This is a genomic window from Pseudomonas sp. MH9.2 (genome assembly GCF_034353875.1).
Taxonomy (GTDB): Bacteria; Pseudomonadota; Gammaproteobacteria; order Pseudomonadales; family Pseudomonadaceae; genus Aquipseudomonas.
This window is the reverse complement of record NZ_CP133784.1, coordinates 5082194-5102699: the sequence shown is the minus strand read 5'-3', so window position 1 is coordinate 5102699 and position 20506 is coordinate 5082194. Positions and strand designations below refer to the sequence as shown.

The following is a 20506-nucleotide window of genomic DNA, read 5'->3' as shown; positions in this document are numbered from 1 at the left end:
TTACTCCACAAACAGGGTGGCGGGTTGTTCGAGCAAGCCGCGAATGGCCTGGATGAATTGCGCCGCGTCCATGCCATCGACCACGCGATGGTCGAAGGAGCTGGAGAGGTTCATCATTTTTCGAATCACGATCTGGCCTTTAATCACCATTGGCCGCTCGACGATGCGATTGACCCCGACGATGGCCACTTCCGGCAGATTAAGTACCGGCGTACTGACAATGCCGCCCAATGCGCCGAGGCTGGTCAAGGTAATCGTGGAGCCGGACATCTCGTCGCGACTGGCTTTGCCTGTACGTGCAGCGCTGGCGAGCCGGGAGATCTCCTCAGCGTTGGCCCACAGACTGCGGGCTTCGGCGTGACGGATTACCGGCACCATCAGACCGTTATCGCTTTGGGTCGCAACACCGACATGCACCGCGCCGTGACGAGTGATGATTTGCGCTTCATCGTCGTAGCGAGCGTTGATCTGCGGGAAGTCGCGCAGGGCCACCACCATGGCGCGTACAAGAAATGGCAACAACGTCAGTTTGCCGCGACTGGCGCCCCATTTTTCGTTGAGGTGGACACGCAGTTCTTCGAGCGCGGTGACGTCCACTTCTTCGACATAACTGAAGTGCGCCGCACGGCGGGTGGCGTCTTGCATACGTTGGGCGATTTTTCGCCGCAGGCCGATCACCGGGATCTGCTGTTCGTCATTGCGCTCGGCGTAAGCGGCTGCGGGGGCTGCACTGGCCTGCTGGCTCTGCTCGATATACGCGTCCAGATCTTCATGCCGAATAATGCCGGCCGGACCACTGCCCTGCACAAAACGCAATTCAATACCGGCATCCAGGGCACGCTTGCGCACGGCTGGCGAGGCTAACGGACGATCATTGGCCTGCCGAGTAGACCGGGCTTCCAGCGAGCGTTTTACACCGGGGACAGGCGCGGCTTGAGGTTTGGCTTCAGCCACGACGCTGACATCGACCTTGGGCGGGGCGACAAGCACGGGCTCACGGGCGGATTCGGCCACGGCACCCGAGGCGGTCTCCTTGAGGTTACCGGCGCCTTCGACTTCGATCCGAATCAGCTCACTGCCTACGGCCATGACTTCACCGGGCTGCCCGCCGAGGGCGATCACCTTGCCATGTACCGGGGACGGGATATCGACCATCGCCTTGTCGGTCATGACATCGGCCAGCACCTGGTCTTCAACGACCATATCGCCGACCTTGACGTGCCACTGAGACAATTCAACTTCTGCAATGCCTTCACCAATGTCCGGCATTTTAATAACGTGCGTGCCCATTCAGACCTCCATGACCCGTTTCAAAGCCGCACCCACTCGGGATGGACCGGGGAAATACGCCCACTCTTGAGCATGAGGATAAGGGGTATCCCATCCGGTGACGCGCTCGATAGGTGCTTCCAGATAGTGGAAGCAGTGTTCTTGCACCAACGCCACCAGTTCAGCGCCAAAGCCGCAGGTGCGCGTGGCTTCGTGAACCACCACACAGCGACCGGTTTTCTTCACCGAATTGACAATGGTTTCCAGGTCCAGCGGCCAGAGGCTGCGCAGATCGATGACTTCAGCGTCAATGCCGGTTTCCTCGGCCGCCACTTGAGACACATACACAGTGGTGCCATAGGTCAGCACGGTGACGTCGTTGCCGGGGCGGGCAATCGCCGCCACGTCCAGCGGCACTTTGTAATAACCGTCAGGCACGGCACTCGCCGGGTGTTTCGACCACGGCGTTACCGGGCGGTCGTGGTGACCATCGAACGGGCCGTTATACAGGCGTTTGGGTTCAAGAAAAATCACCGGATCATCATTCTCGATGGAGGCGATCAACAGGCCCTTGGCGTCATAGGGGTTGGACGGCATGACCGTGCGCAAACCGCAGACTTGGGTGAACATCGCCTCAATGCTTTGGCTGTGAGTCTGACCGCCATAAATGCCGCCACCGCAGGGCATGCGCAGGGTCAATGGGGCGGTGAACTCGCCGGCCGAGCGATAGCGCAAACGTGCGGCTTCAGAAATGATCTGATCCGACGCCGGGTAAACGTAATCGGCGAACTGAATCTCGACCACTGGCCGCAATCCGTAAGCCCCCATGCCCACCGCGACGCCGACGATCCCGCTTTCGGAGATCGGCGCATCGAACACTCGCGAGGTGCCATATTTGCCTTGCAGGCCTTCGGTGCAGCGAAAAACGCCGCCGAAATAGCCCACGTCCTGGCCGAACACAACCACGTTATTGTCACGCTCAAGCATGATGTCCATGGCCGAGCGCAAGGCCTGGATCATGGTCATGGTGGTTGTGGTCATGGCGGTTTCCAACTGAATATTATTGTTGTGATCGTTCATGTCAGATCCCCAGTTGCTGGCGCTGCAGGCGTAGGTGCTCCGGCATCTCTTTATAGACGTCTTCGAAGATGGTCGCGGCGCTGGGCATTTGCCCGCCCGCCAAGGTGCCGTAGCGTTCGGCTTCTTTCTGCGCAGCGATGATTTCGGCTTCGAGCTCGGCGCTGGTGGCCGCGTGCTCCTCTTCGGACCATTGGCCGATGCGGATCAGGTGTTGCTTGAGGCGCATGATCGGGTCGCCCAACGGGAAGTGACTCCAGTCATCGGCCGGACGGTATTTGGACGGATCATCCGACGTCGAGTGCGGGCCGGCACGGTAGGTCACCCACTCGATCAGAGTCGGGCCCAGGTTGCGTCGTGCGCGTTCAGCCGCCCAGGCCGAGGCCGCGTAGACCGCCACGAAATCGTTGCCATCCACCCGCAACGAGGCAATACCGCAGCCCACACCGCGACCGGCAAAAGTCGTTGCTTCGCCGCCGGCAATGGCCTGGAAGGTAGAGATGGCCCATTGATTGTTGACCACGTTGAGGATTACTGGCGCACGGTAGACGTGGGCGAACGTGAGGGCGGTGTGGAAATCCGATTCGGCGGTGGCGCCATCGCCGATCCAGGCCGACGCGATTTTAGTATCGCCCTTGATCGCCGACGCCATGCCCCAGCCAACCGCCTGGACGAATTGGGTGGCCAGATTGCCGGAGATGGAGAAAAATCCGAAGTCACGTACTGAGTACATGATCGGCAGCTGCCGTCCTTTGAGGGGGTCGCGTTCGTTGGACAGCAGTTGGCAAATCAGATCCACCAACGGCACTTCGCGGGCCATCAGGATGCTTTGCTGACGATAGGTTGGAAAACACATGTCGGTTACGTTCAATGCCAAAGCCTGGGCGCTGCCAATGGCCTCTTCGCCAAGACTCTGCATGTAGAACGACATTTTCTTCTGGCGCTGGGCAACGACCATGCGGTTGTCGAAAATCCGCGTCTTGAGCATGGCACGCATGCCTTTACGCAGGATTTCGACAGAAACGCCTTCAGCCCATGGGCCGAGTGCCTGACCTTGATCGTCGAGCACCCGAATCAGGCCTTTGGCGAGGTCAGCGGTATCGGACGGTTCGACATCAATCGGGGGCTTGCGGACGAGACCGGCATCGTTCAGATGCAGGTACGAAAAATCGGTTTTACAGCCTGGACGGCCAGAAGGTTCAGGAACGTGCAGGCGCAGGGGTTCGTATTCGTTCATGGGCTTTCTCTACGCTCGCTTTTGTCATGTGTTTTTGTTGGGCGCTGGAGCTTGTTCAATCATTGGACGCCGATATCCCCTTTGGAAAATCTTGTCCTACACAAATCATAGGCCTGAGCGTGGAGAATATTTTTCTCAACTTCGTTGCGTGCGGAGCCATTTAAAGATATTTATTCTGAATAAATAGAATAAACAGGCGTATTTGTCTCATGAGAAAGCTTGATCGTACTGACATAGGGATTCTCAACAGTCTTCAAGAGAATGCCAGAATCACCAATGCCGACCTCGCACGCTCCGTCAATCTCTCCCCTACCCCCTGCTTCAATCGGGTCAAGGCGATGGAAGACCTGGGGCTCATCCGGCAACAAGTCACCCTGCTGGACCCGGAACTATTAGGACTGCACGTCAACGTGTTTATCCATGTCAGCCTGGAAAAGCAGGTTGAGGAAGCCTTGCACGAGTTCGAAGAGGCCATCGCCAATCGTCCCGAAGTGATGGAGTGCTATTTGATGGCGGGCGACCCAGATTATTTGATCCGGGTGCTGGTGCCGACCATTCAGGCACTGGAGCGTTTTTTGCTGGATTTCCTGACCAAAGTGCCAGGAGTGGCCAACATTCGCTCCAACTTCGCGCTCAAGCAGGTGCGCTACAAAACGGCGTTGCCATTGCCAGCCAATGGGCTGAGTCTGGAGCGTTAGTGAGCCTGGTACGGACGCTTGTCAGCGTCTGACCCGCTGCAAACGAACCGCCCGTCAGCCACGGCCGTGTTACTATCGCCCCTCATTCGCAGCCGTCTGGCATCGTCGTGAAATCTTCTCTTCTCTTCTTTTTTTGCCCATGACCTCGACGTCCGATACCCAACCCGACTTGCCGACAATTCTTGTTGTCGATGACGAGTTGCGCTCGCGGGAGTCGCTGTGTCGGGTGCTGAATCAAGAGTTTGAAGTGCTCCTGGCCGACTCGGCGATCGAGGCCCGCAAGCTGCTCGAAGAGCACCCGGTCTCGGTGATTATCTGCGACCAGCGCATGCCCGGCATGAGTGGCATCGAGTTCCTCCAGGAAGCTCGCGAGCGCTGGCCGGAAGTCGTGCGTATTGTTCTTTCCGGCTACACCGATTCGGAAGACATCATCAACGGCATCAACCTCGCCGGGATCTATCAGTATCTGCTCAAACCCTGGTTACCGGAGCACTTGCTGAGCACCGTACGCAACGCGGTGGAAAGCCAGGCCCTACAAAATCATATGCAACGACTGGATCTGGAGCTGCGCGCCGGCACGCCAGTGTTGCGACGGCGCAACCAGGAGACCCTTTCCAGGGTCCGTGAAACCTTCGACTTTTCACGCATTGTGCGCGCCGTTGGCGGACCGCTGGATGCGCTCTGTGAAATGGCCGCGCGCGTTGCCCGCTACGACCTTCCAGTGCTGCTGCTGGGTGAGTCGGGCACCGGCAAGGAACTGCTGGCTCGCGGCATTCACTATGCCAGCCCGCGAGCGGCCAACGCGTTTGTCATGGAGAACTGCGCGGCGCTGCCCGACACCCTGCTTGAGTCCGAGCTTTTCGGTCACAAGCGTGGCGCCTTCACCGGCGCCCACCAGGATCACATCGGCCTGTTCCAGAGGGCAAACGGCGGCACCCTGCTGCTCGACGAGATCGGTGATACCTCACCGGCGTTTCAGGTCAAGTTATTGCGGGTTCTGCAAGAAGGCGAGCTGCGTCCGGTCGGCGCGTCCAGCACAGTGCGAGTCGACGTTCGGGTCATTGCCGCGACCCACCGCGACCTTGAAGAGGACGTGCGCGCCGGACGTTTCCGTAGCGATCTTTATTACCGGCTGGCGGGCGTCAGCCTGGCGCTGCCGCCACTGCGCGAACGCAGCGCTGACGTATTACCGATTGCCAACAAGTTGCTGGATGACGCCCGCCAGGAACTCGATCTGCCCGAATTGAACTTCGCCAACGATGCCTTGGCCAGCCTGATCGGCTATTCCTGGCCCGGTAATATCCGCGAACTGCGCAACGAGATTTACCGCGCCGCCGCCTTGTCCGATGGCGCGCAAATCAACGCGCGGGCCTTCTCCTGGCGCGTATTGCAAGGCCAGGCCAGACTTGCCCTGTCCACCAGTACACCGACCTCAAGCCCAAGCGGGACATTGCAAGAGCAACTCGACGCCATCGAGGCAACCCTGTTAAAAGAGTCGCTGTTGCGTCATCGCTGGAACAAGACCCACGCGGCCCGTGAGTTGGGCCTGTCCCGCGTAGGCTTGCGGCAGAAACTGCGCCGCTTCGGTTTGGAGGAGTCCTGATGAAAGACAACGCGTTCAACGTGCTTTGGCTGCAATCGGGTGGCTGTGGGGGCTGCACGATGTCGCTGCTGTGCGCCGACACTCAGGACTTCGCAGGCATGTGGCGCAGTGCCGGAATCGAACTGCTCTGGCACCCGTCGCTGTCGCTGGAAACCGGCGACGAAATGGTCAGTATCCTCAACGACTGCTTGCAGGGACGTACCCGTCTCGACGCGCTGTGTATCGAAGGCTCCATGCTTCGCGGCCCCAACGGCACCGGGCGCTTTCACATGCTGGCCGGCACGGGTCGGGCAATGATCGACTGGGTTCGGGACCTGGCCGAAGTAGCCGAATACACCTTGGGCATCGGTACCTGCGCCGCGTATGGCGGCATCACCGCTGCCGGTAATAACCCGACGGACGCCTGCGGCTTGCAATACGACGGCCATCGCCTGGGCGGCTTGCTGGGTGCCGATTACCGTTCACGTCGCGGCCTGCCGGTGATCAACGTTGCCGGATGCCCGACTCACCCTGGCTGGGTCACCGACACCCTCATGTCACTGGCCGCCGGCCTGTTCGCCGAGCCCGACCTGGACATCCTGGGGCGGCCGCGCTTCTACGCCGATCAGTTGGTTCACCACGGCTGCACGCGTAACGAGTTCTACGAATACAAGGCCAGCGCCGAGAAACCTTCGGACCTCGGCTGCATGATGGAAAACCTCGGCTGCAAGGGCACCCAGGCCCACGCTGATTGCAATACGCGCTTGTGGAACGGCGAAGGCTCCTGCACCCGTGGCGGCTATGCCTGCATCAACTGCACCGCCCCTGGTTTCGAAGAACCGGGGCATGCGTTCAACCTCACGCCCAAGGTGGCAGGCATTCCCATCGGCCTGCCAACCGACATGCCCAAAGCCTGGTTTGTCGCCCTGTCAGCGCTGTCCAAATCGGCAACGCCCAAGCGGGTCAAGCAGAACGCCACGTCCGACCATCAACTCATCGCGCCCGTTGTGCTTATCCCACGGCGTTAGGAAAGCCTTATGTCACGTCTGGTGGTGGGTCCTTTCAATCGTGTCGAAGGTGACCTCGAAGTGCAGCTTGAGGTGGAAGACGGCCGCGTGCGTTCGGCGCAGGTCAACGCCACCATGTTTCGCGGCTTCGAGCAAATACTGCTACAACACGCCCCGCTTGATGCGCTGGTCTATGCCCCACGTATCTGTGGGATTTGCTCGGTATCGCAGTCGATTGCCGCCGCCCGTGCACTGGCCTCACTGGCTGGCGTGCAACCGCCTGACAACGGTCTGCTGACGATTAATCTCATGGCGGCGACAGAGAACCTCGCTGACCACCTGACTCATTTCTATTTATTTTTCATGCCCGACTTCGTGCGCCCGGCGTATGCAGAACGACCGTGGTACGCGGCGGCTCAGGCGCGCTTTACGCCGGGCCAGGGCAGCCAGCAACGTCTGGCGGTGTCCGCCCGCAAACGCTGGCTGGATCTGATCGGCACCCTGGGCGGAAAGTGGCCGCACACTGGCTCCATCCAGCCCGGCGGCTCGACCCGTGCCATTGATGCGGCCGAACGCCTGCGTTTGCTGACACGGGTGCGCGAGTTCCGCCAATTTCTCGAAACCGAGCTGTTCGCCACCCCACTGGAGCGCATCGTCGGGCTTGGCAGCGAAAACGAACTTTGGGCCTGGCAGGCAGAAGCGCCAGGCCAAGGCGATCTGCGCCAGTTCCTCGATATCACGCTGGACAGCGGTCTGGAGCATCTCGGTCCGGGACCGGGGCTCTACCTGTCCTATGGCGCCTATCCGCAGCCCGACGGACATATGGTGTTCCCACAAGGCCTGTGGAACGCTGCTAAGCAGCGGGTAGAAAGCCTGGAGCTGGCGGATATCAGCGAGGACGCCGCCCACGCCTGGCTGGATGACAGCGGCGGCCCGCTGCATCCGGCCCAAGGCCAAACCGAGCCGCTGGCAGAAAAACTTGCCGCCTATACCTGGAACAAGGCCCCACGACTGGCAGGCGCCGTGCTCGAAACCGGCGCCTTGGCCCGTCAACTGATCGCGGGTCAACCGTTGCTGCGCGACGCTGTCGCCCGCTGCGGGGCAACCGTCTACACCCGTGTACTGGCTCGGCTGGTGGAACTGGCCCGTGTAGTGCCGCTGATGGAGCAGTGGCTGATGGCCCTGCGCCCCGGCGAACCCTATTATCGCGCCGCAGAACTGCCCGACAACGGCAGCGCCGTGGGCCTCACTGAAGCGGCGCGCGGCGCCCTCGGCCATTGGCTTCGGGTCGAGCACGGACGCATCGCCAGCTACCAGATCATCGCGCCGACCACCTGGAATTTTTCCCCGCGTGACGCTCAGGGTCGACCCGGTGCACTGGAGCAAGCCCTGGAGGGCGCACCCGTGCTGCCCGGCGAGAAAACGCCGGTTGCGGTGCAGCATATCGTTCGTTCTTTCGACCCGTGCATGGTTTGCACGGTGCATTGAACCTGGAGAACGTCATGGCGCGCAAAGCAGCGCCCGGCAACCTCGACGAGGACGCCTGGCTGGAAGTGATCGGCAAGATGGATGAAGTCTATTCACAGCTGGTGCAGGACGAAATCGCCCTGGAAGAAAAAAATGCCGAGCTGGAGCAGTCGCAGCAATTCATCGCCGGGCTGCTGTCGTCCATGTCCGACGTGCTACTGGCCTGCGACCCGGACGGACGCATCGAAGAATCCAACAATGCCCTGCGCACGCTGGTAGGACGCGACGAACAGACACTCCTCGGCAGCCCGGTCTACGCCTTGCTGGCCGACGCGCGAAGTGACGAACAGCTGCGCAAGACATTGGCCGGCCTGCGCAGACCCAATGCCAGCGCCAGCCTCGAACTGAATTTCAAAGACGGCCTCGGCGCGCCGGTGCCAGTGGATATCAGTTGCACCGTGCGCAGTACTGGCAACGGACGCTGCATCGGTCACGTGCTGGTGGGGCGCCCGCTGGGTGAGCTGAAACACGCCTACCGCCAGTTGCACGAAGCCCACGAAGCCCTTAAGCGCACCCAGCAACAACTGCTGCATGCGGAGAAAATGGCCTCCCTCGGTCGGTTGGTCGCCGGGGTCGCCCACGAACTGAACAACCCGATCAGCTTCGTACTCGCCAATGCCCATGTTCTGGGGGGTTACCGAGAGCGTCTTGAGCAGTATCTGGAGGCGGTCAACGCCGACGAACCACGGGAAATACGTGAAGCCCTGCGCCGACAGTTGCGCATTGACCCACTGCTGGCCGACCTGCCGTCGCTGATCGAAGGTACGCTGGAAGGCGCGCAACGGACCGCCGACATTGTCAGCGCGCTGAAGCGCTTTTCGGCGGTGGATCGCGAGACGCTGGGCGAGGTTGCGCTGAACGAAGTAATCGAGCGGGCCATTCACTGGATCACCCGCGGCATCGCACCAGATCTGCGCGTGCACTGGCACCCCGAAGGTGCACCTTGTGTGCACGGCAACAGCGGGCAGTTGCTGCAAGTGCTGATGAACCTGATGCAAAACGCCTACGACGCCGCCCAGGCTGCCGAGCGCGAAACACCGGAAGTGTGGATAAGCGTCGAACAGGAACCCGGCTGGGTCACCCTGCGCCTGCGCGACAACGGCAGCGGCATTGCCGCAGAACATCTGACCCAAGTGTTCGACCCCTTCTTCAGCACCAAACCGGTTGGCAAGGGCACAGGCCTGGGGCTGTCGATCAGCTACAGCATTGTCGAACGCTGCGGTGGCCGTCTGATCGCAGGCAATCATCCTAAAGGCGGGGCCGAGTTCACCCTGATCATCCCCAGCCAGTCCGCTGACTAAGCGCAGACGCGCCTAGCGCCACTGCAAAGCGAGTATCCGTTTACCCACGAACAGTGCAAGAACAGTGTCCAGCGCACGGCACACAAACACGGCTGCAGCGCTTTCGAACAGGGCTGGCACAGGGTTTGTATGACATTCTCTTTGATTTCCAGCCAGCCCCCCTTCCTTGCGGAGTACCCATGCCTGTATCCAACGCCGCCGGAACCGCCAAAAGCGCGGCACCTTTGATCTTCAAGCGCCACGTGGTGATGATTTTCGGTGGCCTGCTCGCCGTCAATCTTATGGCCTGGCTCTGGGCCTTCATTGCCTTCCGCGACTACCCGTTGCTGCTCGGCACCGCGTTCCTCGCCTACAGCTTCGGCCTGCGTCATGCCGTCGATGCGGACCATATCGCCGCCATCGATAATGTCACTCGCAAGCTGATTCAAGAGGGTCAACAGACCGCCACCGTGGGCCTGTTCTTTTCCTTGGGACACAGCACCATCGTGATCCTCGCGACCTTGGTCATCGCCTTGACCGCCTCGACGTTCAAGGCGGACATTGAGGCGTTCCACGGTATCGGTGGCCTGATTGGCACCTCGGTTTCCGCCGTCTTCCTTCTATTGGTGGCGCTGATAAACCTGATCATCCTGCGCTCGGTGTACCTGGCTTTTCGCCGGGTTCGGCGCGGCGAGCGGGTCGGCGAACAAGAGATGAATGCAATGCTGGCGGGCGGCGGCCTGATTGCGCGACTGGTACGCCCACTGTTCGGCCTGATCAGCCGCAGCTGGCACCTTTACCCACTAGGCTTTCTGTTTGGCCTGGGCTTCGATACCGCCACGGAAATAGGTTTGCTGGGCATTTCAGCGGCACAGGCTTCGCAGGACTTGCCCATCTGGTCGATCCTGGTCTTCCCCGCGCTGTTCACCGCTGGCATGGCGCTGGTCGATACCGCCGACAGCGTGATGATGACCGGCGCCTACCACTGGGCGCTGATCAAACCTGCGCGCAAGCTCTACTACAACCTGACCATCACCTCGGTCTCGGTGTTGGTGGCGCTGCTGGTGGGTGGCCTGGAAGTGCTGCACCTGATTGCCTCGCGCCTGGGTCTGGAAGGTGGCGCATGGGACGTTATCGCGTCCCTGAACGACGACTTCGGCTTGATCGGCTACCTGATCATCGGGCTCTTCATCCTCACGTGGACCCTCTCCCTGCTGTTCTACCGTCTTAAAGGCTACGACCGGCTGGACCTCGACTACCCTGCGGCTTAAAGCGGGTCCCCGCCTGACAAACAGGTCGGAGCCTTCGGGGCAGCGTTGGCTGAGCGACAGCGCTGCCCTCACCGATCAGCCCGTTACCAGTAAAGAAGACCAGTGGAAACCAAGTATCCACTACTGCGCGTTCGACCCTAAAGCGCAACGCTCGAATACGATTAAAAACTCCTTAAAAAACAACCGCATACATGAAATTAAGCGCTACCCGGCAAGACCGCGACGAAATGGCACAGGTCTTGTAGTTACCAGGCATTACTTTCAGTACGTGGCGTGCAACCCCACTCGAAGAATATTCCTGGGGAGGAGAAAACAGGTGACCGAAACATTTTATGAAGTGATGCGCAGACAGGGCATCTCACGTCGGAGCTTTCTCAAGTTCTGCTCCCTAACCGCGACGTCACTGGGGCTCGGCCCGGCGTTCATGCCCAAAATCGCCTGGGCGATGGAGAACAAGCCGCGCACGCCGGTGCTCTGGCTGCATGGCCTGGAATGCACCTGTTGTTCCGAGTCGTTCATCCGCTCCGCGCACCCGCTGGCCAAGGACGTGGTGCTGTCGATGATCTCCCTGGATTACGACGACACCCTGATGGCTGCGGCCGGGCACCAGGCCGAAGCCATCCTCGACGAGGTCATGACCAAATACAAAGGCAACTACATCCTCGCCGTTGAGGGCAACCCGCCGCTGAATCAGGACGGCATGAGCTGCATCATCGGTGGCAAGCCGTTCATCGAACAATTGAAGCGCGTTTCCCGCGATGCCAAGGCGATCATTTCCTGGGGCTCCTGCGCCAGTTGGGGCTGCGTGCAAGCGGCCAAACCCAACCCGACCCAAGCGGTGCCGATCCACAAGGTCATCACCGACAAACCGATTATCAAAGTGCCGGGTTGCCCGCCGATCGCCGAAGTCATGACCGGGGTGATCACCTACATGCTGACCTTCGACCGTTTGCCTGAACTGGACCGTCAGGGTCGGCCGAAAATGTTTTACAGCCAGCGTATCCACGACAAGTGCTATCGCCGTCCGAACTTCGACGCCGGCCAGTTCGTCGAGGCCTGGGACGATGATGCCGCACGCAAGGGCTACTGCCTTTACAAAGTAGGCTGCAAGGGCCCGACCACCTACAACGCCTGCTCGACCGTGCGCTGGAATGGCGGCACCAGCTTCCCGATTCAATCCGGGCACGGCTGTATTGGCTGTTCCGAGGAAGGGTTCTGGGACAAAGGTTCGTTCTACCAACACCTGACTGACGTCAACGCCTTTGGTGTGGAGGCCAATGCCGATCAAATCGGTCTTGCCGCAGGTGTCACGGTCGGCGCTGCGGTCACTGCCCATGCCGCAGTGACCGCCCTCAAACGCGCCAGCAACGGCAAAACGCCCACTGCACCGCATGACGCCCCAGCGACAAGACAGGAATAACCATCGATGAGCAACTATTCGACCCAGGGTTTCGACCTGAACAACACTGGCCGACGCATCGTCGTTGACCCTGTCACTCGCATCGAAGGCCATATGCGCGTAGAGGTCAACCTCGACGCCAACAACATCATTCGCAACGCGGTCTCCACCGGCACCATGTGGCGCGGCCTCGAAGTCATTCTCAAGGGCCGCGACCCGCGTGACGCCTGGGCGTTCGTCGAGCGCATCTGCGGCGTGTGCACCGGCTGCCACGCGCTGGCCTCGGTACGTTCAGTCGAAGATGCACTGGGCATCCGCATTCCGCCGAACGCGCACCTGATACGCGAAATGATGGCCAAGACCCTGCAGATCCACGACCACGCAGTGCACTTCTATCACCTGCATGCGCTGGATTGGGTTGACGTGGTGTCCGCACTCAAGGCGGACCCCAAGCGTACTTCGGAATTGCAGCAACAGGTCTCGCCGTCTCACCCGTTGTCGTCGCCCGGCTATTTCCGCGACGTACAGAATCGGCTGAAGAAGTTTTTCGAAAGCGGCCAACTCGGGCCGTTCATGAATGGCTATTGGGGCAACCCTGCCTACCAATTGCCGCCGGAAGCCAACCTGATGGCGGTCACCCATTACCTCGAAGCCCTCGACCTGCAAAAAGAATGGGTGAAGATCCACACCATTTTCGGTGGCAAGAACCCGCACCCGAACTACCTGGTGGGCGGCGTGCCCTGCGCGATCAATATCGACGGCGATCTAGCCGCCGGTGCCCCGCTGAACATGGAACGGCTGAACTTCGTCCGCGCCCGCATCGATGAAGCGCTGACCTTCTGCCGCAACGTTTATGTACCGGACGTGCTGGCCATCGGCACCATCTACAAACAGAAAGGCTGGCTGCATGGCGGCGGTCTGGCCGCGACCAACGTGATGGACTATGGCACTTACGCCAAGGTCAATTACGACGACAGTACCAACCAGTTGCCGGGCGGCGCGATTCTCAATGGCAACTGGGACGAGATCCTTCCGGTTGATCCTCGCGATCCGGAGCAAGTGCAGGAGTTCGTCACCCACTCTTGGTACAACTACCCGGACAACGATAAAGGCCTGCACCCGTGGGACGGCATCACCGAGGCCAATTACGAGTTGGGTGCGAAGACCAAGGGCACTCGCACCGCCATCGAAGAAGTCGACGAAAGCGCGAAGTACTCTTGGGTCAAATCGCCTCGCTGGCGTGGGCATGCCATGGAGGTCGGGCCACTGGCTCGCTACATCCTTGGGTATGCCCACGCACTCAAAGGCAACCCGCACTGTCAGCGAGTCAAAGAGCAACTTGAGGGCGCGTTGCAGGCGGTCAACCACAGCCTGCCCAAGACCCTCGGCATGCCTGAGACCGACTACAGCGCCAAGATATTGTTGCCGAGTACCATCGGCCGCACCCTGACCCGCGCGCTGGAGGCCGAATACTGCGCGGAGATGATGGTCGACGACTGGAACGAGCTGATGACCAACATCCGCAACGGCGACCGTTCCACCGCCAACGTCGAGAAATGGGACCCTGCCACCTGGCCGTCCGAAGCCAAAGGTGTCGGCATCGTCGCCGCACCGCGTGGCGCGCTGGGCCACTGGATACGCATCAAGGACGGTCGCATCGAAAACTACCAGTGCGTCGTGCCGAGCACCTGGAACGGCAGCCCGCGTGACGCCAAGGGACAGATCGGGGCTTTCGAAGCCGCCTTGATGAACACCCCCGTGGCCATTCCCGATCAGCCAGTGGAAATCCTGCGCACCCTGCACTCCTTCGACCCTTGCATGGCCTGCGCGACCCACGTGATGAGCGAGGACGGCGCAGAGCTGAGCACCGTCAAGGTGAGCTGAGTAATCAAGGCATCCGGCAGGTGCGAAAAGGCACCTGCCCTTCCAAAGGTGAAGATATGACCCTCCAGACCGAAACACCCATGGGCCTGCCGGAGTACGTTTACGAGGCACCTGTGCGCCTGTGGCATTGGATCAACGCCGCCTGCATTCTGGTACTGGCGGTAACCGGGTACTTGATCGGCTCCCCATTGGCCACCCAGCCAGGCGAGGCCAGCGCACACTTCCTGATGGGCTACATCCGTTTTGCGCACTTCAGCGCAGGGTATGTGTTTGCCATCGGTATCCTGGGCCGCGCCTATTGGGCGCTGGTGGGCAACCATCACGCCCGCGAGCTGTTCTCGGTTCCGGTGTTGAGCAAAGCCTACTGGACCGATTTCCTCAGTTGGCTGCGCTATTACCTGTTCATTGGCCCTACGCCGGAGCCCACATTCGGGCACAACCCACTGTCGCGCTTCGCGATGTTTTTCGTCTTCCTGCTGAGCTCGCTGTTCATGGTGCTGACCGGTTTCGCCCTCTACGGCGAAGGCTCGCAAATGGGCTCATGGCAGGAACGAATGTTCGGCTGGGTACTGCCACTGCTAGGGCAATCCCAACAAGTCCACACCCTGCATCACGTGGGCATGTGGGTCATCGTGGTGTTCATCATCCTGCATGTGTACGCCGCTGTGCGCGAAGAAATCAACGGTCGCCTCAGCCTGATCGGCGGGATGATCTCCGGCTACAAGACCTTCAAAAAATGAACACACCGACAGAGTCGCACATGAACACCTCAGAATCGCCCCGTCCGCGCATCACCGTATTGGGAATCGGCAACCTGCTGTGGGCCGACGAAGGCTTCGGCGTGCGCTGTGTCGAGGCATTGCAGCAACGCTATGAGTTCGCCGACAACGTCGCGCTGATCGATGGCGGCACCCAGGGTCTGTACCTTATCCAGCATGTACAGGAAGCCGATTACCTGCTGATTTTCGACGCCGTCGACTACAACCTCGCCCCCGGTGAATTGAAATTCATCGCCGATGACGAAGTGCCCAAGTTTCTCGGGATCAAAAAGCTCAGTCTGCACCAGACCGGCTTTCAGGAAGTGCTGATGCTGGCCCAACTGACTGCTCACTATCCTCAACGAGTCCTGCTGATTGGTTGCCAGCCAGAGCAGATGATGGACTATGGCGGCAGCTTACGACCCAGCGTCAAGGCAGCCATGGAAGGCGCGCTGGACGAAGCCGTTCGGGTGCTTGAAACCTGGGGTGCCGAGCCGCGCAAACGTGCTTCGCCGCTTAACGGGGACGACGCTGTGACCCTGCCGCACCTGGAATTGCAACGCTACGAAGGCGAGCGTCCATCCGCGCAGACCGCCTGCCGGATCGGTGACGAACGCATCCTCGCCAGGCGCACCTGATATGTGCATCGGACTGCCCATGCAAGTGGTTGCCGTAAACCCTGGTTCAGCGCTGTGCCGTAACCGCCACGGCGAGGAACGGCTCATCGATACGGCGCTGGTCGATACCTGCACCGTCGGTGACTGGTTGCTGATCTTCCTCGACGCAGCGCGCGAACACCTCGATGCACGACGGGCAGCGGAGATCGACTCGACCCTCGCCATGCTCGAAGCCGCGCTGTACGGCACCCCGCCAACACCCGACAGCGCGCCCGGTTTCAGTCTGCCCTCCGCGATGAACACCGAACAGCTCGCCGCCCTGCTGGGCCAGATGCCACCCGTTGCTGCGCGTACGCGGCCTAACCTCAAGGAACCCATATGAGTGAATCCGCCGCCTTCATGGCGCCCATTCCCGCCACCCCTGCTATCCCGCCACTGATCACCCGTCTGGTAGAGCAATTCGATGCCACCTGGATTGGCAGCGACAACCTCGACGCCTGGCTCGCTGAAAGCGGTGACTGTCTGTTACTGCTGTGCGGTGACCCGGTGCGCCACCCTGAATCCCTGGATGTGGCGGTGGTGTTGCCCGAACTGCGCCAGGAAGTTGCCAGGCGCCATGGCTGCACCCTGCGGTTGGGCGTGGTTCATCGCGCCGAGGAAGAAGCCATCGCGGCACGCTTTGCCCTGCGTCGCTGGCCAACCCTAGTCTGGCTGCGCGACGGTGGCTACGTCACCACCATCGACGGCATGCATGACTGGGACGAATACCTCAGCCTGGCCGACAAGGCCTTGAACCTGAGCAACGCCCGCATCCCCTTGTTCGCCGAAACGCCCAGCGGCGCTACCGGCGGCTGCCAGTGAACAGAGGAACGCCCATGGCCCCGCAAATGTACATCCCGGTGGTCGATCTAGGCCCAGGCTCTCAAGTGGAAGACGAGGTCCTCGAATACATCAGCATGCCGCAAGGTATGTACACCCACAGCGCCCCGATACTGCCCGAACCGGAAGAATTGGACACGCTGCCAGGCGCCCGCCAAGCCTTGCAGGACCTGCTGCAAATGCTCCACACCTGCAATCGCGGTGAAGTGACCCGGAGCCTCGACCTCAGCGGACTTGAAGCCGGCGACCGCACGCTGCTCGATCAACTGCTCGGTGAGGGCGAAGTCAGCGTACGCGTTGTCGTGCAAACCCCGTTGCGCATCCAGGAATCGATCTTCGCCGGGGTCTGGCGAATTTACGGTGAGGGCCACGACTATGTCGAAGTCGGCGCCGCACCTGTGCAACTGCGCACTACCGCCCATGCCGCGGCCCGACCAGCCGCGTTTGACCTGCCGTCACAACTACCGCCTGGCGTGATGAACGCTCCGGCGATTCTCACCGAGGTGGAAGACCAGACCCGGCACTGGCAAACCGGTAGCCCCGCGCACGTGATCAACCTGACACTGCTGCCGCTGTCCGAACAAGACATTGCCTTCCTCGACGCTTATTTGCCGGTCGGCCCGGTGCGGGCACTGGCTCGCGGTTACGGCAATTGCCGGATCAGCAGCACACTGGTGCACAATTGCTGGCGCGTCACCTACTTCAATTCCCAGGACGCGCAAATCCTCGACACCATCGAGATCACCGACTTGCCAGAAGTGATTTGTGCTGCGCCGGAAGACCTCAGCGATTCGCTGGAACGCTTCGAGGATGTCATCCAATGGTTCGAAGGGCAGTAACATGACCGACAGACCCAGCTTCGAAGGCAGCTACAGGGGCGACTCCGCGCGCATCAGCGATACCACCCGTCTGGAGTGCAAAATCTGCTGGTGGGTGTACGACCCGAGCGAGGGCGACCCGGTCTGGCAAATCGAGCCCGGCACGCCGTTTTCAGCGCTGCCGGACCATTGGTGCTGCCCGAACTGCGATGGTGCCGCCGAGCAGTTCATGGTGATCAATGACACAGTCTGAATCGCCACCCTCCCCGACCCTGCGGGGTGAGGCGCTGGCTGCCCACTTCAGAGACATCGCCGACACCCGCATGCGCGGCCTGCCCTTTCTCAACCCAAGGCTGGACGTCGAGGCGGTAGGCTTCGCCGTGCAGATTGCGGGTGAAGATGCGACCTCTGGCGTACTCGGCATTCTGATCACGCCCTGGTTCATGAACCTGATGTGGCTCGCGCCCGCCTTGAGTGCACCGCTGGCCCAAGGTGCCTCCCGAGAGCATTTTTTCGGTGGCCAGCGTCTGACATTCATAGGCGCAGTCGACGAGGCGTTCGGCGTTTACCAAAGCTGTTCGTTGTTTTCCCCGATGTTCGAGTTCGCCGATCAAGCGGCGGCCCGCGCTACCGCCGAACAGGTGCTCAGCCTGTTGCGCGACACCCCCAAAGAGGAAGAGCCGCAATACCCGGCGCTCAGTCGTCGCGCCCTGCTGTTCGGGCGTCGGCCTGGTGCCTCGGAATGAATGCCTCAAGCAGTTTGTCGCCACTCGGTGGATCGCTGAGAGTGCGTCCCGGTCAGCAACCGGCGATCATTGGCGGTCGGCCATTACTGGCGGCTCGGCTATTGCGAGGCCAGCCACCCGAGGCCGCCGCGCAACGACTGCCCCTGCTCTACAGCCTGTGCGGTCAGGCCCATCGTTTGACTGCACAACTGGCCATCCGCGCAGCACTGCAGGGCCAGACGAACACCCTCGTGGCCGCCAGCCAGGCGTTGCTGGCCGAAACTCGCCGTGAACACTTGCGACGCGTCTTGCTGGACTGGCCGCCGCTACTCGACCCAGGCGCTCCGCGCCCCTCTCCAGGGGAAATGCGCGCGTGGGATCAGGCACCCGAAGCGGCCATGACTTTCTGGCTTGGCGGCCCGGTACGCGTCTGGCTACAGCAGTGGGAAGACGACCCTCATCACGCGTTGCTGGAATGGACCCAGCGCAACGAACACTGGCTGAGCCGCATACTTGCCAACTGCCGCAGAGACGCAGACGCCCTGCAATTGCCGGTGCATGCACTGCAACTGATCACCGATACCCCGGCGCTGCACGCCGTGGCAGATCACCTGCGCCGTTCCACCGACTTTGCCCTGCGCCCTGAGCTGAATGGACAGCCGTGCGAAACCGGCAGTTGGACCCGGTTCGGCGAAACACATCCGGAACGCTACACCAGCGCCTGGCTGAGGTTGGGGGCGCGGGTCGCCGAATTGGCACGACTGTCACTGCCCGATGCCCGCCCACCGGCGCTTGGGGTGATAGCGTTGGGTCAGAACGAAGCCCTGGCCTGGAGCGAAACCGCTCGCGGTCTGTTGCTGCATCGGGTATGTCTGGAACGCAGCGGCGGCACCGTGCAGATAGCCGACTATCAGATCGTCGCCCCCACCGAGTGGAACCTTCATCCGCAGGGTGCTCTGGCCCTGGCGCTGTCATCGCTGCCGAGCGCCGATCCACGCAGCCAGCGCCAGGCTGAACTGTTGATGGCAGCCTTCGATCCCTGCATCGCTTTTACGCTGGAAACAGACAAAGACAACCACCAAGGACAATCAAGCCATGCATGAACTGAGTCTGGCGGGCGGAATTCTCAGCGCCGTGGAAGCAGCGGCTGCCGCTGATCCGTTCGTGCGCGTCAGCCGTTTGCGCCTGGAAGCCGGAAAGTTGGCAGGGGTCGAGGTACACGCGCTGCGTTTCGCCTTGGAAGCGCTGGCACCGGGCACCTTGCTGGCCGGTGCGCAGATCGACATCGAAGAACCGCACGGACAGGCCTGGTGCCTGGACTGCGCCGCCACTGTGCCATTAGTCGAGCGCGGCGCACCGTGCCCGACCTGCGGCGGTTTCTGGCTGCAACCTACCGGCGGCACCGAATTACGCATCCTCGACCTGCAGGTCGAGGATCACTGATAGTTGATTTCTGATTTGAAATCTGGAGGAACGCCATGTGCGTCGTTTGCGGCTGCGGTACCGGCCATTCACACGAGCAACACCCAAGCAACGAGTCAACCACCGATAGCGAAGCGCGGGTCGACGCCACGGGCGATCTGCATTACGGCGCGGGCGAAGCGCGGGTCTCGGTGCCCGGCCTGAGCCAGGCAAGGACGATCCGCATCGAGCAAGATGTGCTCGGCGAGAACGACCGCCACGCCGCACGCAACCGAGAGAATTTCATCGCCCACGGCGTGCTGGCCCTCAATCTGGTGTCCAGCCCCGGCTCCGGCAAAACCACCCTGCTGTGTGCCACCCTCCTCGCCCTGCGCGAGCGCCGAGCCGGGTTGCCAATCGCGGTGATTGAAGGCGACCAGCAGACCCGCAACGACGCCGAGCGCATCCGCGCAACAGGGGTGCCGGCGATCCAGATAAACACCGGCAAGGGTTGCCACCTGGACGCACGGATGATCACCGAAGCTTACGCGCGCCTGCCGCTGCACGACGCATTGCATGCCGCAGGGCATGAGCATCACCACCCAAAGGCCCCGCTGCTCTCCAACCACCATCATCACCACGCCGCCCACGATCATCATGCACACGGCGCAGGCGAACCGGCGGGCATTCTGTTTATCGAGAACGTCGGCAACCTGGTGTGCCCGGCACTTTGGGACCTCGGCGAGGCCGGTAAAGTGGCGATCCTGTCAGTCACCGAGGGCGAGGACAAGCCGCTCAAATACCCGGACATGTTCGCCGCTGCAAAGCTGATGATCCTCAACAAGATCGACCTGCTGCCTCATCTGGACTTCGACGTGCAGCGCTGCCTGGACTATGCCCATCAGGTCAATCCGCAGTTGCAGATCATTCAGCTCAGTGCCCGTGACGGCACCGGCCTGGACGCCTGGCTCGACTGGCTACTGGCGGGTGCGCCGGAGAGTGACCGCAAGGCTGCACGCATCGCCGCACTCGAAGCCGAACTGGCAGCGCTGAAAGCGCCGGCCAAGGGGGCCTGAC

Annotated in this window: 21 protein-coding genes; 18 read left to right on the top strand and 3 right to left on the bottom strand. The window is 61.2% G+C overall.

Going from position 1 to position 20506, the window contains the following annotated elements; genetic code table 11:
* Genes RHM55_RS23520 through RHM55_RS23510 form a run of 3 tightly spaced genes read right to left on the bottom strand, consistent with a single transcriptional unit; the run spans position 1 to position 3583 of the window.
* Positions 1 to 1290, bottom strand: coding sequence for a dihydrolipoamide acetyltransferase family protein (locus RHM55_RS23520; RefSeq protein ID WP_322178557.1), 1290 nt, complete (start codon positions 1288 to 1290; stop codon positions 1 to 3).
* A complete protein-coding gene (locus RHM55_RS23515; protein WP_322178556.1) occupies positions 1291 to 2349 on the bottom strand; it encodes an alpha-ketoacid dehydrogenase subunit beta in 1059 nt (352 codons plus the stop codon). It lies immediately after the preceding gene.
* Position 2350: 1 nt separating this feature from the next.
* Positions 2351 to 3583 (bottom strand): 3-methyl-2-oxobutanoate dehydrogenase (2-methylpropanoyl-transferring) subunit alpha, encoded by a 1233-nt coding sequence (locus tag RHM55_RS23510; RefSeq protein ID WP_322178555.1) that lies wholly within the window; start codon positions 3581 to 3583, stop codon positions 2351 to 2353.
* A gap of 209 nt (positions 3584 to 3792) precedes the next feature.
* Here RHM55_RS23510 and bkdR point away from each other — a divergent pair, with 209 nt between their 5' ends.
* From bkdR to hypB, 18 genes are all read left to right on the top strand, one after another.
* Positions 3793 to 4281 (top strand): Bkd operon transcriptional regulator BkdR, encoded by a 489-nt coding sequence (bkdR, locus tag RHM55_RS23505; protein ID WP_322178554.1) that lies wholly within the window; start codon positions 3793 to 3795, stop codon positions 4279 to 4281.
* Positions 4282 to 4420: 139 nt separating this feature from the next.
* On the top strand, positions 4421 to 5884 hold the full coding sequence (locus RHM55_RS23500; protein WP_322178553.1) for a sigma-54 dependent transcriptional regulator: 1464 nt from the start codon (positions 4421 to 4423) through the stop codon (positions 5882 to 5884).
* The gene (locus RHM55_RS23495; RefSeq protein WP_322178552.1) at positions 5884 to 6891 is read left to right on the top strand and encodes a HupU protein; all 1008 of its coding nucleotides are present in this window, start codon (positions 5884 to 5886) and stop codon (positions 6889 to 6891) included. Before RHM55_RS23500 ends, RHM55_RS23495 begins: the two co-directional genes overlap by 1 nt.
* 9 nt (positions 6892 to 6900) lie before the next feature.
* Positions 6901 to 8358, top strand: a complete 1458-nt coding sequence (locus tag RHM55_RS23490; RefSeq protein ID WP_322178551.1) for a nickel-dependent hydrogenase large subunit — start codon at positions 6901 to 6903, stop codon at positions 8356 to 8358.
* Positions 8359 to 8372: 14 nt separating this feature from the next.
* Positions 8373 to 9698: an ATP-binding protein gene (locus RHM55_RS23485; RefSeq protein ID WP_322178550.1), complete on the top strand. Its 1326-nt coding sequence runs from the start codon at positions 8373 to 8375 to the stop codon at positions 9696 to 9698.
* A gap of 179 nt (positions 9699 to 9877) precedes the next feature.
* Positions 9878 to 10948, top strand: a complete 1071-nt coding sequence (locus RHM55_RS23480; protein WP_322178549.1) for a HoxN/HupN/NixA family nickel/cobalt transporter — start codon at positions 9878 to 9880, stop codon at positions 10946 to 10948.
* A 340-nt stretch (positions 10949 to 11288) separates the two neighbouring features.
* Positions 11289 to 12368 carry a hydrogenase small subunit gene (locus RHM55_RS23475; RefSeq protein ID WP_219063252.1) on the top strand — a complete coding sequence of 360 codons (1080 nt, stop codon included), beginning with the start codon at positions 11289 to 11291 and terminating at the stop codon, positions 12366 to 12368.
* A 6-nt stretch (positions 12369 to 12374) separates the two neighbouring features.
* On the top strand, positions 12375 to 14231 hold the full coding sequence (locus RHM55_RS23470) for a nickel-dependent hydrogenase large subunit (RefSeq protein ID WP_219063220.1): 1857 nt from the start codon (positions 12375 to 12377) through the stop codon (positions 14229 to 14231).
* A gap of 56 nt (positions 14232 to 14287) precedes the next feature.
* Positions 14288 to 14971 (top strand): Ni/Fe-hydrogenase, b-type cytochrome subunit, encoded by a 684-nt coding sequence (gene cybH / locus RHM55_RS23465; protein ID WP_322178548.1) that lies wholly within the window; start codon positions 14288 to 14290, stop codon positions 14969 to 14971.
* Positions 14972 to 14991: 20 nt separating this feature from the next.
* Positions 14992 to 15627 carry a HyaD/HybD family hydrogenase maturation endopeptidase gene (locus RHM55_RS23460; RefSeq protein WP_322178547.1) on the top strand — a complete coding sequence of 212 codons (636 nt, stop codon included), beginning with the start codon at positions 14992 to 14994 and terminating at the stop codon, positions 15625 to 15627.
* Position 15628: 1 nt separating this feature from the next.
* Positions 15629 to 15988 carry a HypC/HybG/HupF family hydrogenase formation chaperone gene (gene hypC, locus RHM55_RS23455; protein WP_322178546.1) on the top strand — a complete coding sequence of 120 codons (360 nt, stop codon included), beginning with the start codon at positions 15629 to 15631 and terminating at the stop codon, positions 15986 to 15988.
* Positions 15985 to 16467, top strand: coding sequence for a hydrogenase (locus tag RHM55_RS23450; RefSeq protein WP_322178545.1), 483 nt, complete (start codon positions 15985 to 15987; stop codon positions 16465 to 16467). The genes hypC and RHM55_RS23450 overlap by 4 nt, the downstream gene beginning before the upstream one ends.
* A 14-nt stretch (positions 16468 to 16481) precedes the next feature.
* Positions 16482 to 17324, top strand: a complete 843-nt coding sequence (locus RHM55_RS23445; RefSeq protein WP_322178544.1) for a hydrogenase expression/formation protein — start codon at positions 16482 to 16484, stop codon at positions 17322 to 17324.
* 1 nt (position 17325) lies between these two features.
* Complete coding sequence (locus RHM55_RS23440; RefSeq protein WP_322178543.1) at positions 17326 to 17556, top strand: rubredoxin; 231 nt, start codon at positions 17326 to 17328, stop codon at positions 17554 to 17556.
* Positions 17543 to 18049 (top strand): [NiFe]-hydrogenase assembly chaperone HybE, encoded by a 507-nt coding sequence (gene hybE / locus RHM55_RS23435; protein ID WP_322178542.1) that lies wholly within the window; start codon positions 17543 to 17545, stop codon positions 18047 to 18049. Before RHM55_RS23440 ends, hybE begins: the two co-directional genes overlap by 14 nt.
* Positions 18046 to 19131 (top strand): nickel-dependent hydrogenase large subunit, encoded by a 1086-nt coding sequence (locus RHM55_RS23430; protein WP_322178541.1) that lies wholly within the window; start codon positions 18046 to 18048, stop codon positions 19129 to 19131. Before hybE ends, RHM55_RS23430 begins: the two co-directional genes overlap by 4 nt.
* Positions 19124 to 19471: a hydrogenase maturation nickel metallochaperone HypA gene (locus RHM55_RS23425; protein WP_219063229.1), complete on the top strand. Its 348-nt coding sequence runs from the start codon at positions 19124 to 19126 to the stop codon at positions 19469 to 19471. Before RHM55_RS23430 ends, RHM55_RS23425 begins: the two co-directional genes overlap by 8 nt.
* 35 nt (positions 19472 to 19506) lie before the next feature.
* Positions 19507 to 20505, top strand: a complete 999-nt coding sequence (gene hypB, locus RHM55_RS23420) for a hydrogenase nickel incorporation protein HypB (RefSeq protein ID WP_322178540.1) — start codon at positions 19507 to 19509, stop codon at positions 20503 to 20505.
* Position 20506 lies beyond the last annotated feature (1 nt).

Coding starts and splice junctions, on each gene's coding strand:
- RHM55_RS23520 (WP_322178557.1), bottom strand. CDS start 1,290: ATGGGCACGCACGTTATTAAAATGCCGGACATTGGTGAAGGCATTGCA.
- RHM55_RS23515 (WP_322178556.1), bottom strand. CDS start 2,349: ATGAACGATCACAACAATAATATTCAGTTGGAAACCGCCATGACCACA.
- RHM55_RS23510 (WP_322178555.1), bottom strand. CDS start 3,583: ATGAACGAATACGAACCCCTGCGCCTGCACGTTCCTGAACCTTCTGGC.
- bkdR (WP_322178554.1), top strand. CDS start 3,793: ATGAGAAAGCTTGATCGTACTGACATAGGGATTCTCAACAGTCTTCAA.
- RHM55_RS23500 (WP_322178553.1), top strand. CDS start 4,421: ATGACCTCGACGTCCGATACCCAACCCGACTTGCCGACAATTCTTGTT.
- RHM55_RS23495 (WP_322178552.1), top strand. CDS start 5,884: ATGAAAGACAACGCGTTCAACGTGCTTTGGCTGCAATCGGGTGGCTGT.
- RHM55_RS23490 (WP_322178551.1), top strand. CDS start 6,901: ATGTCACGTCTGGTGGTGGGTCCTTTCAATCGTGTCGAAGGTGACCTC.
- RHM55_RS23485 (WP_322178550.1), top strand. CDS start 8,373: ATGGCGCGCAAAGCAGCGCCCGGCAACCTCGACGAGGACGCCTGGCTG.
- RHM55_RS23480 (WP_322178549.1), top strand. CDS start 9,878: ATGCCTGTATCCAACGCCGCCGGAACCGCCAAAAGCGCGGCACCTTTG.
- RHM55_RS23475 (WP_219063252.1), top strand. CDS start 11,289: ATGCGCAGACAGGGCATCTCACGTCGGAGCTTTCTCAAGTTCTGCTCC.
- RHM55_RS23470 (WP_219063220.1), top strand. CDS start 12,375: ATGAGCAACTATTCGACCCAGGGTTTCGACCTGAACAACACTGGCCGA.
- cybH (WP_322178548.1), top strand. CDS start 14,288: ATGACCCTCCAGACCGAAACACCCATGGGCCTGCCGGAGTACGTTTAC.
- RHM55_RS23460 (WP_322178547.1), top strand. CDS start 14,992: ATGAACACCTCAGAATCGCCCCGTCCGCGCATCACCGTATTGGGAATC.
- hypC (WP_322178546.1), top strand. CDS start 15,629: ATGTGCATCGGACTGCCCATGCAAGTGGTTGCCGTAAACCCTGGTTCA.
- RHM55_RS23450 (WP_322178545.1), top strand. CDS start 15,985: ATGAGTGAATCCGCCGCCTTCATGGCGCCCATTCCCGCCACCCCTGCT.
- RHM55_RS23445 (WP_322178544.1), top strand. CDS start 16,482: ATGGCCCCGCAAATGTACATCCCGGTGGTCGATCTAGGCCCAGGCTCT.
- RHM55_RS23440 (WP_322178543.1), top strand. CDS start 17,326: ATGACCGACAGACCCAGCTTCGAAGGCAGCTACAGGGGCGACTCCGCG.
- hybE (WP_322178542.1), top strand. CDS start 17,543: ATGACACAGTCTGAATCGCCACCCTCCCCGACCCTGCGGGGTGAGGCG.
- RHM55_RS23430 (WP_322178541.1), top strand. CDS start 18,046: ATGAATGCCTCAAGCAGTTTGTCGCCACTCGGTGGATCGCTGAGAGTG.
- RHM55_RS23425 (WP_219063229.1), top strand. CDS start 19,124: ATGCATGAACTGAGTCTGGCGGGCGGAATTCTCAGCGCCGTGGAAGCA.
- hypB (WP_322178540.1), top strand. CDS start 19,507: ATGTGCGTCGTTTGCGGCTGCGGTACCGGCCATTCACACGAGCAACAC.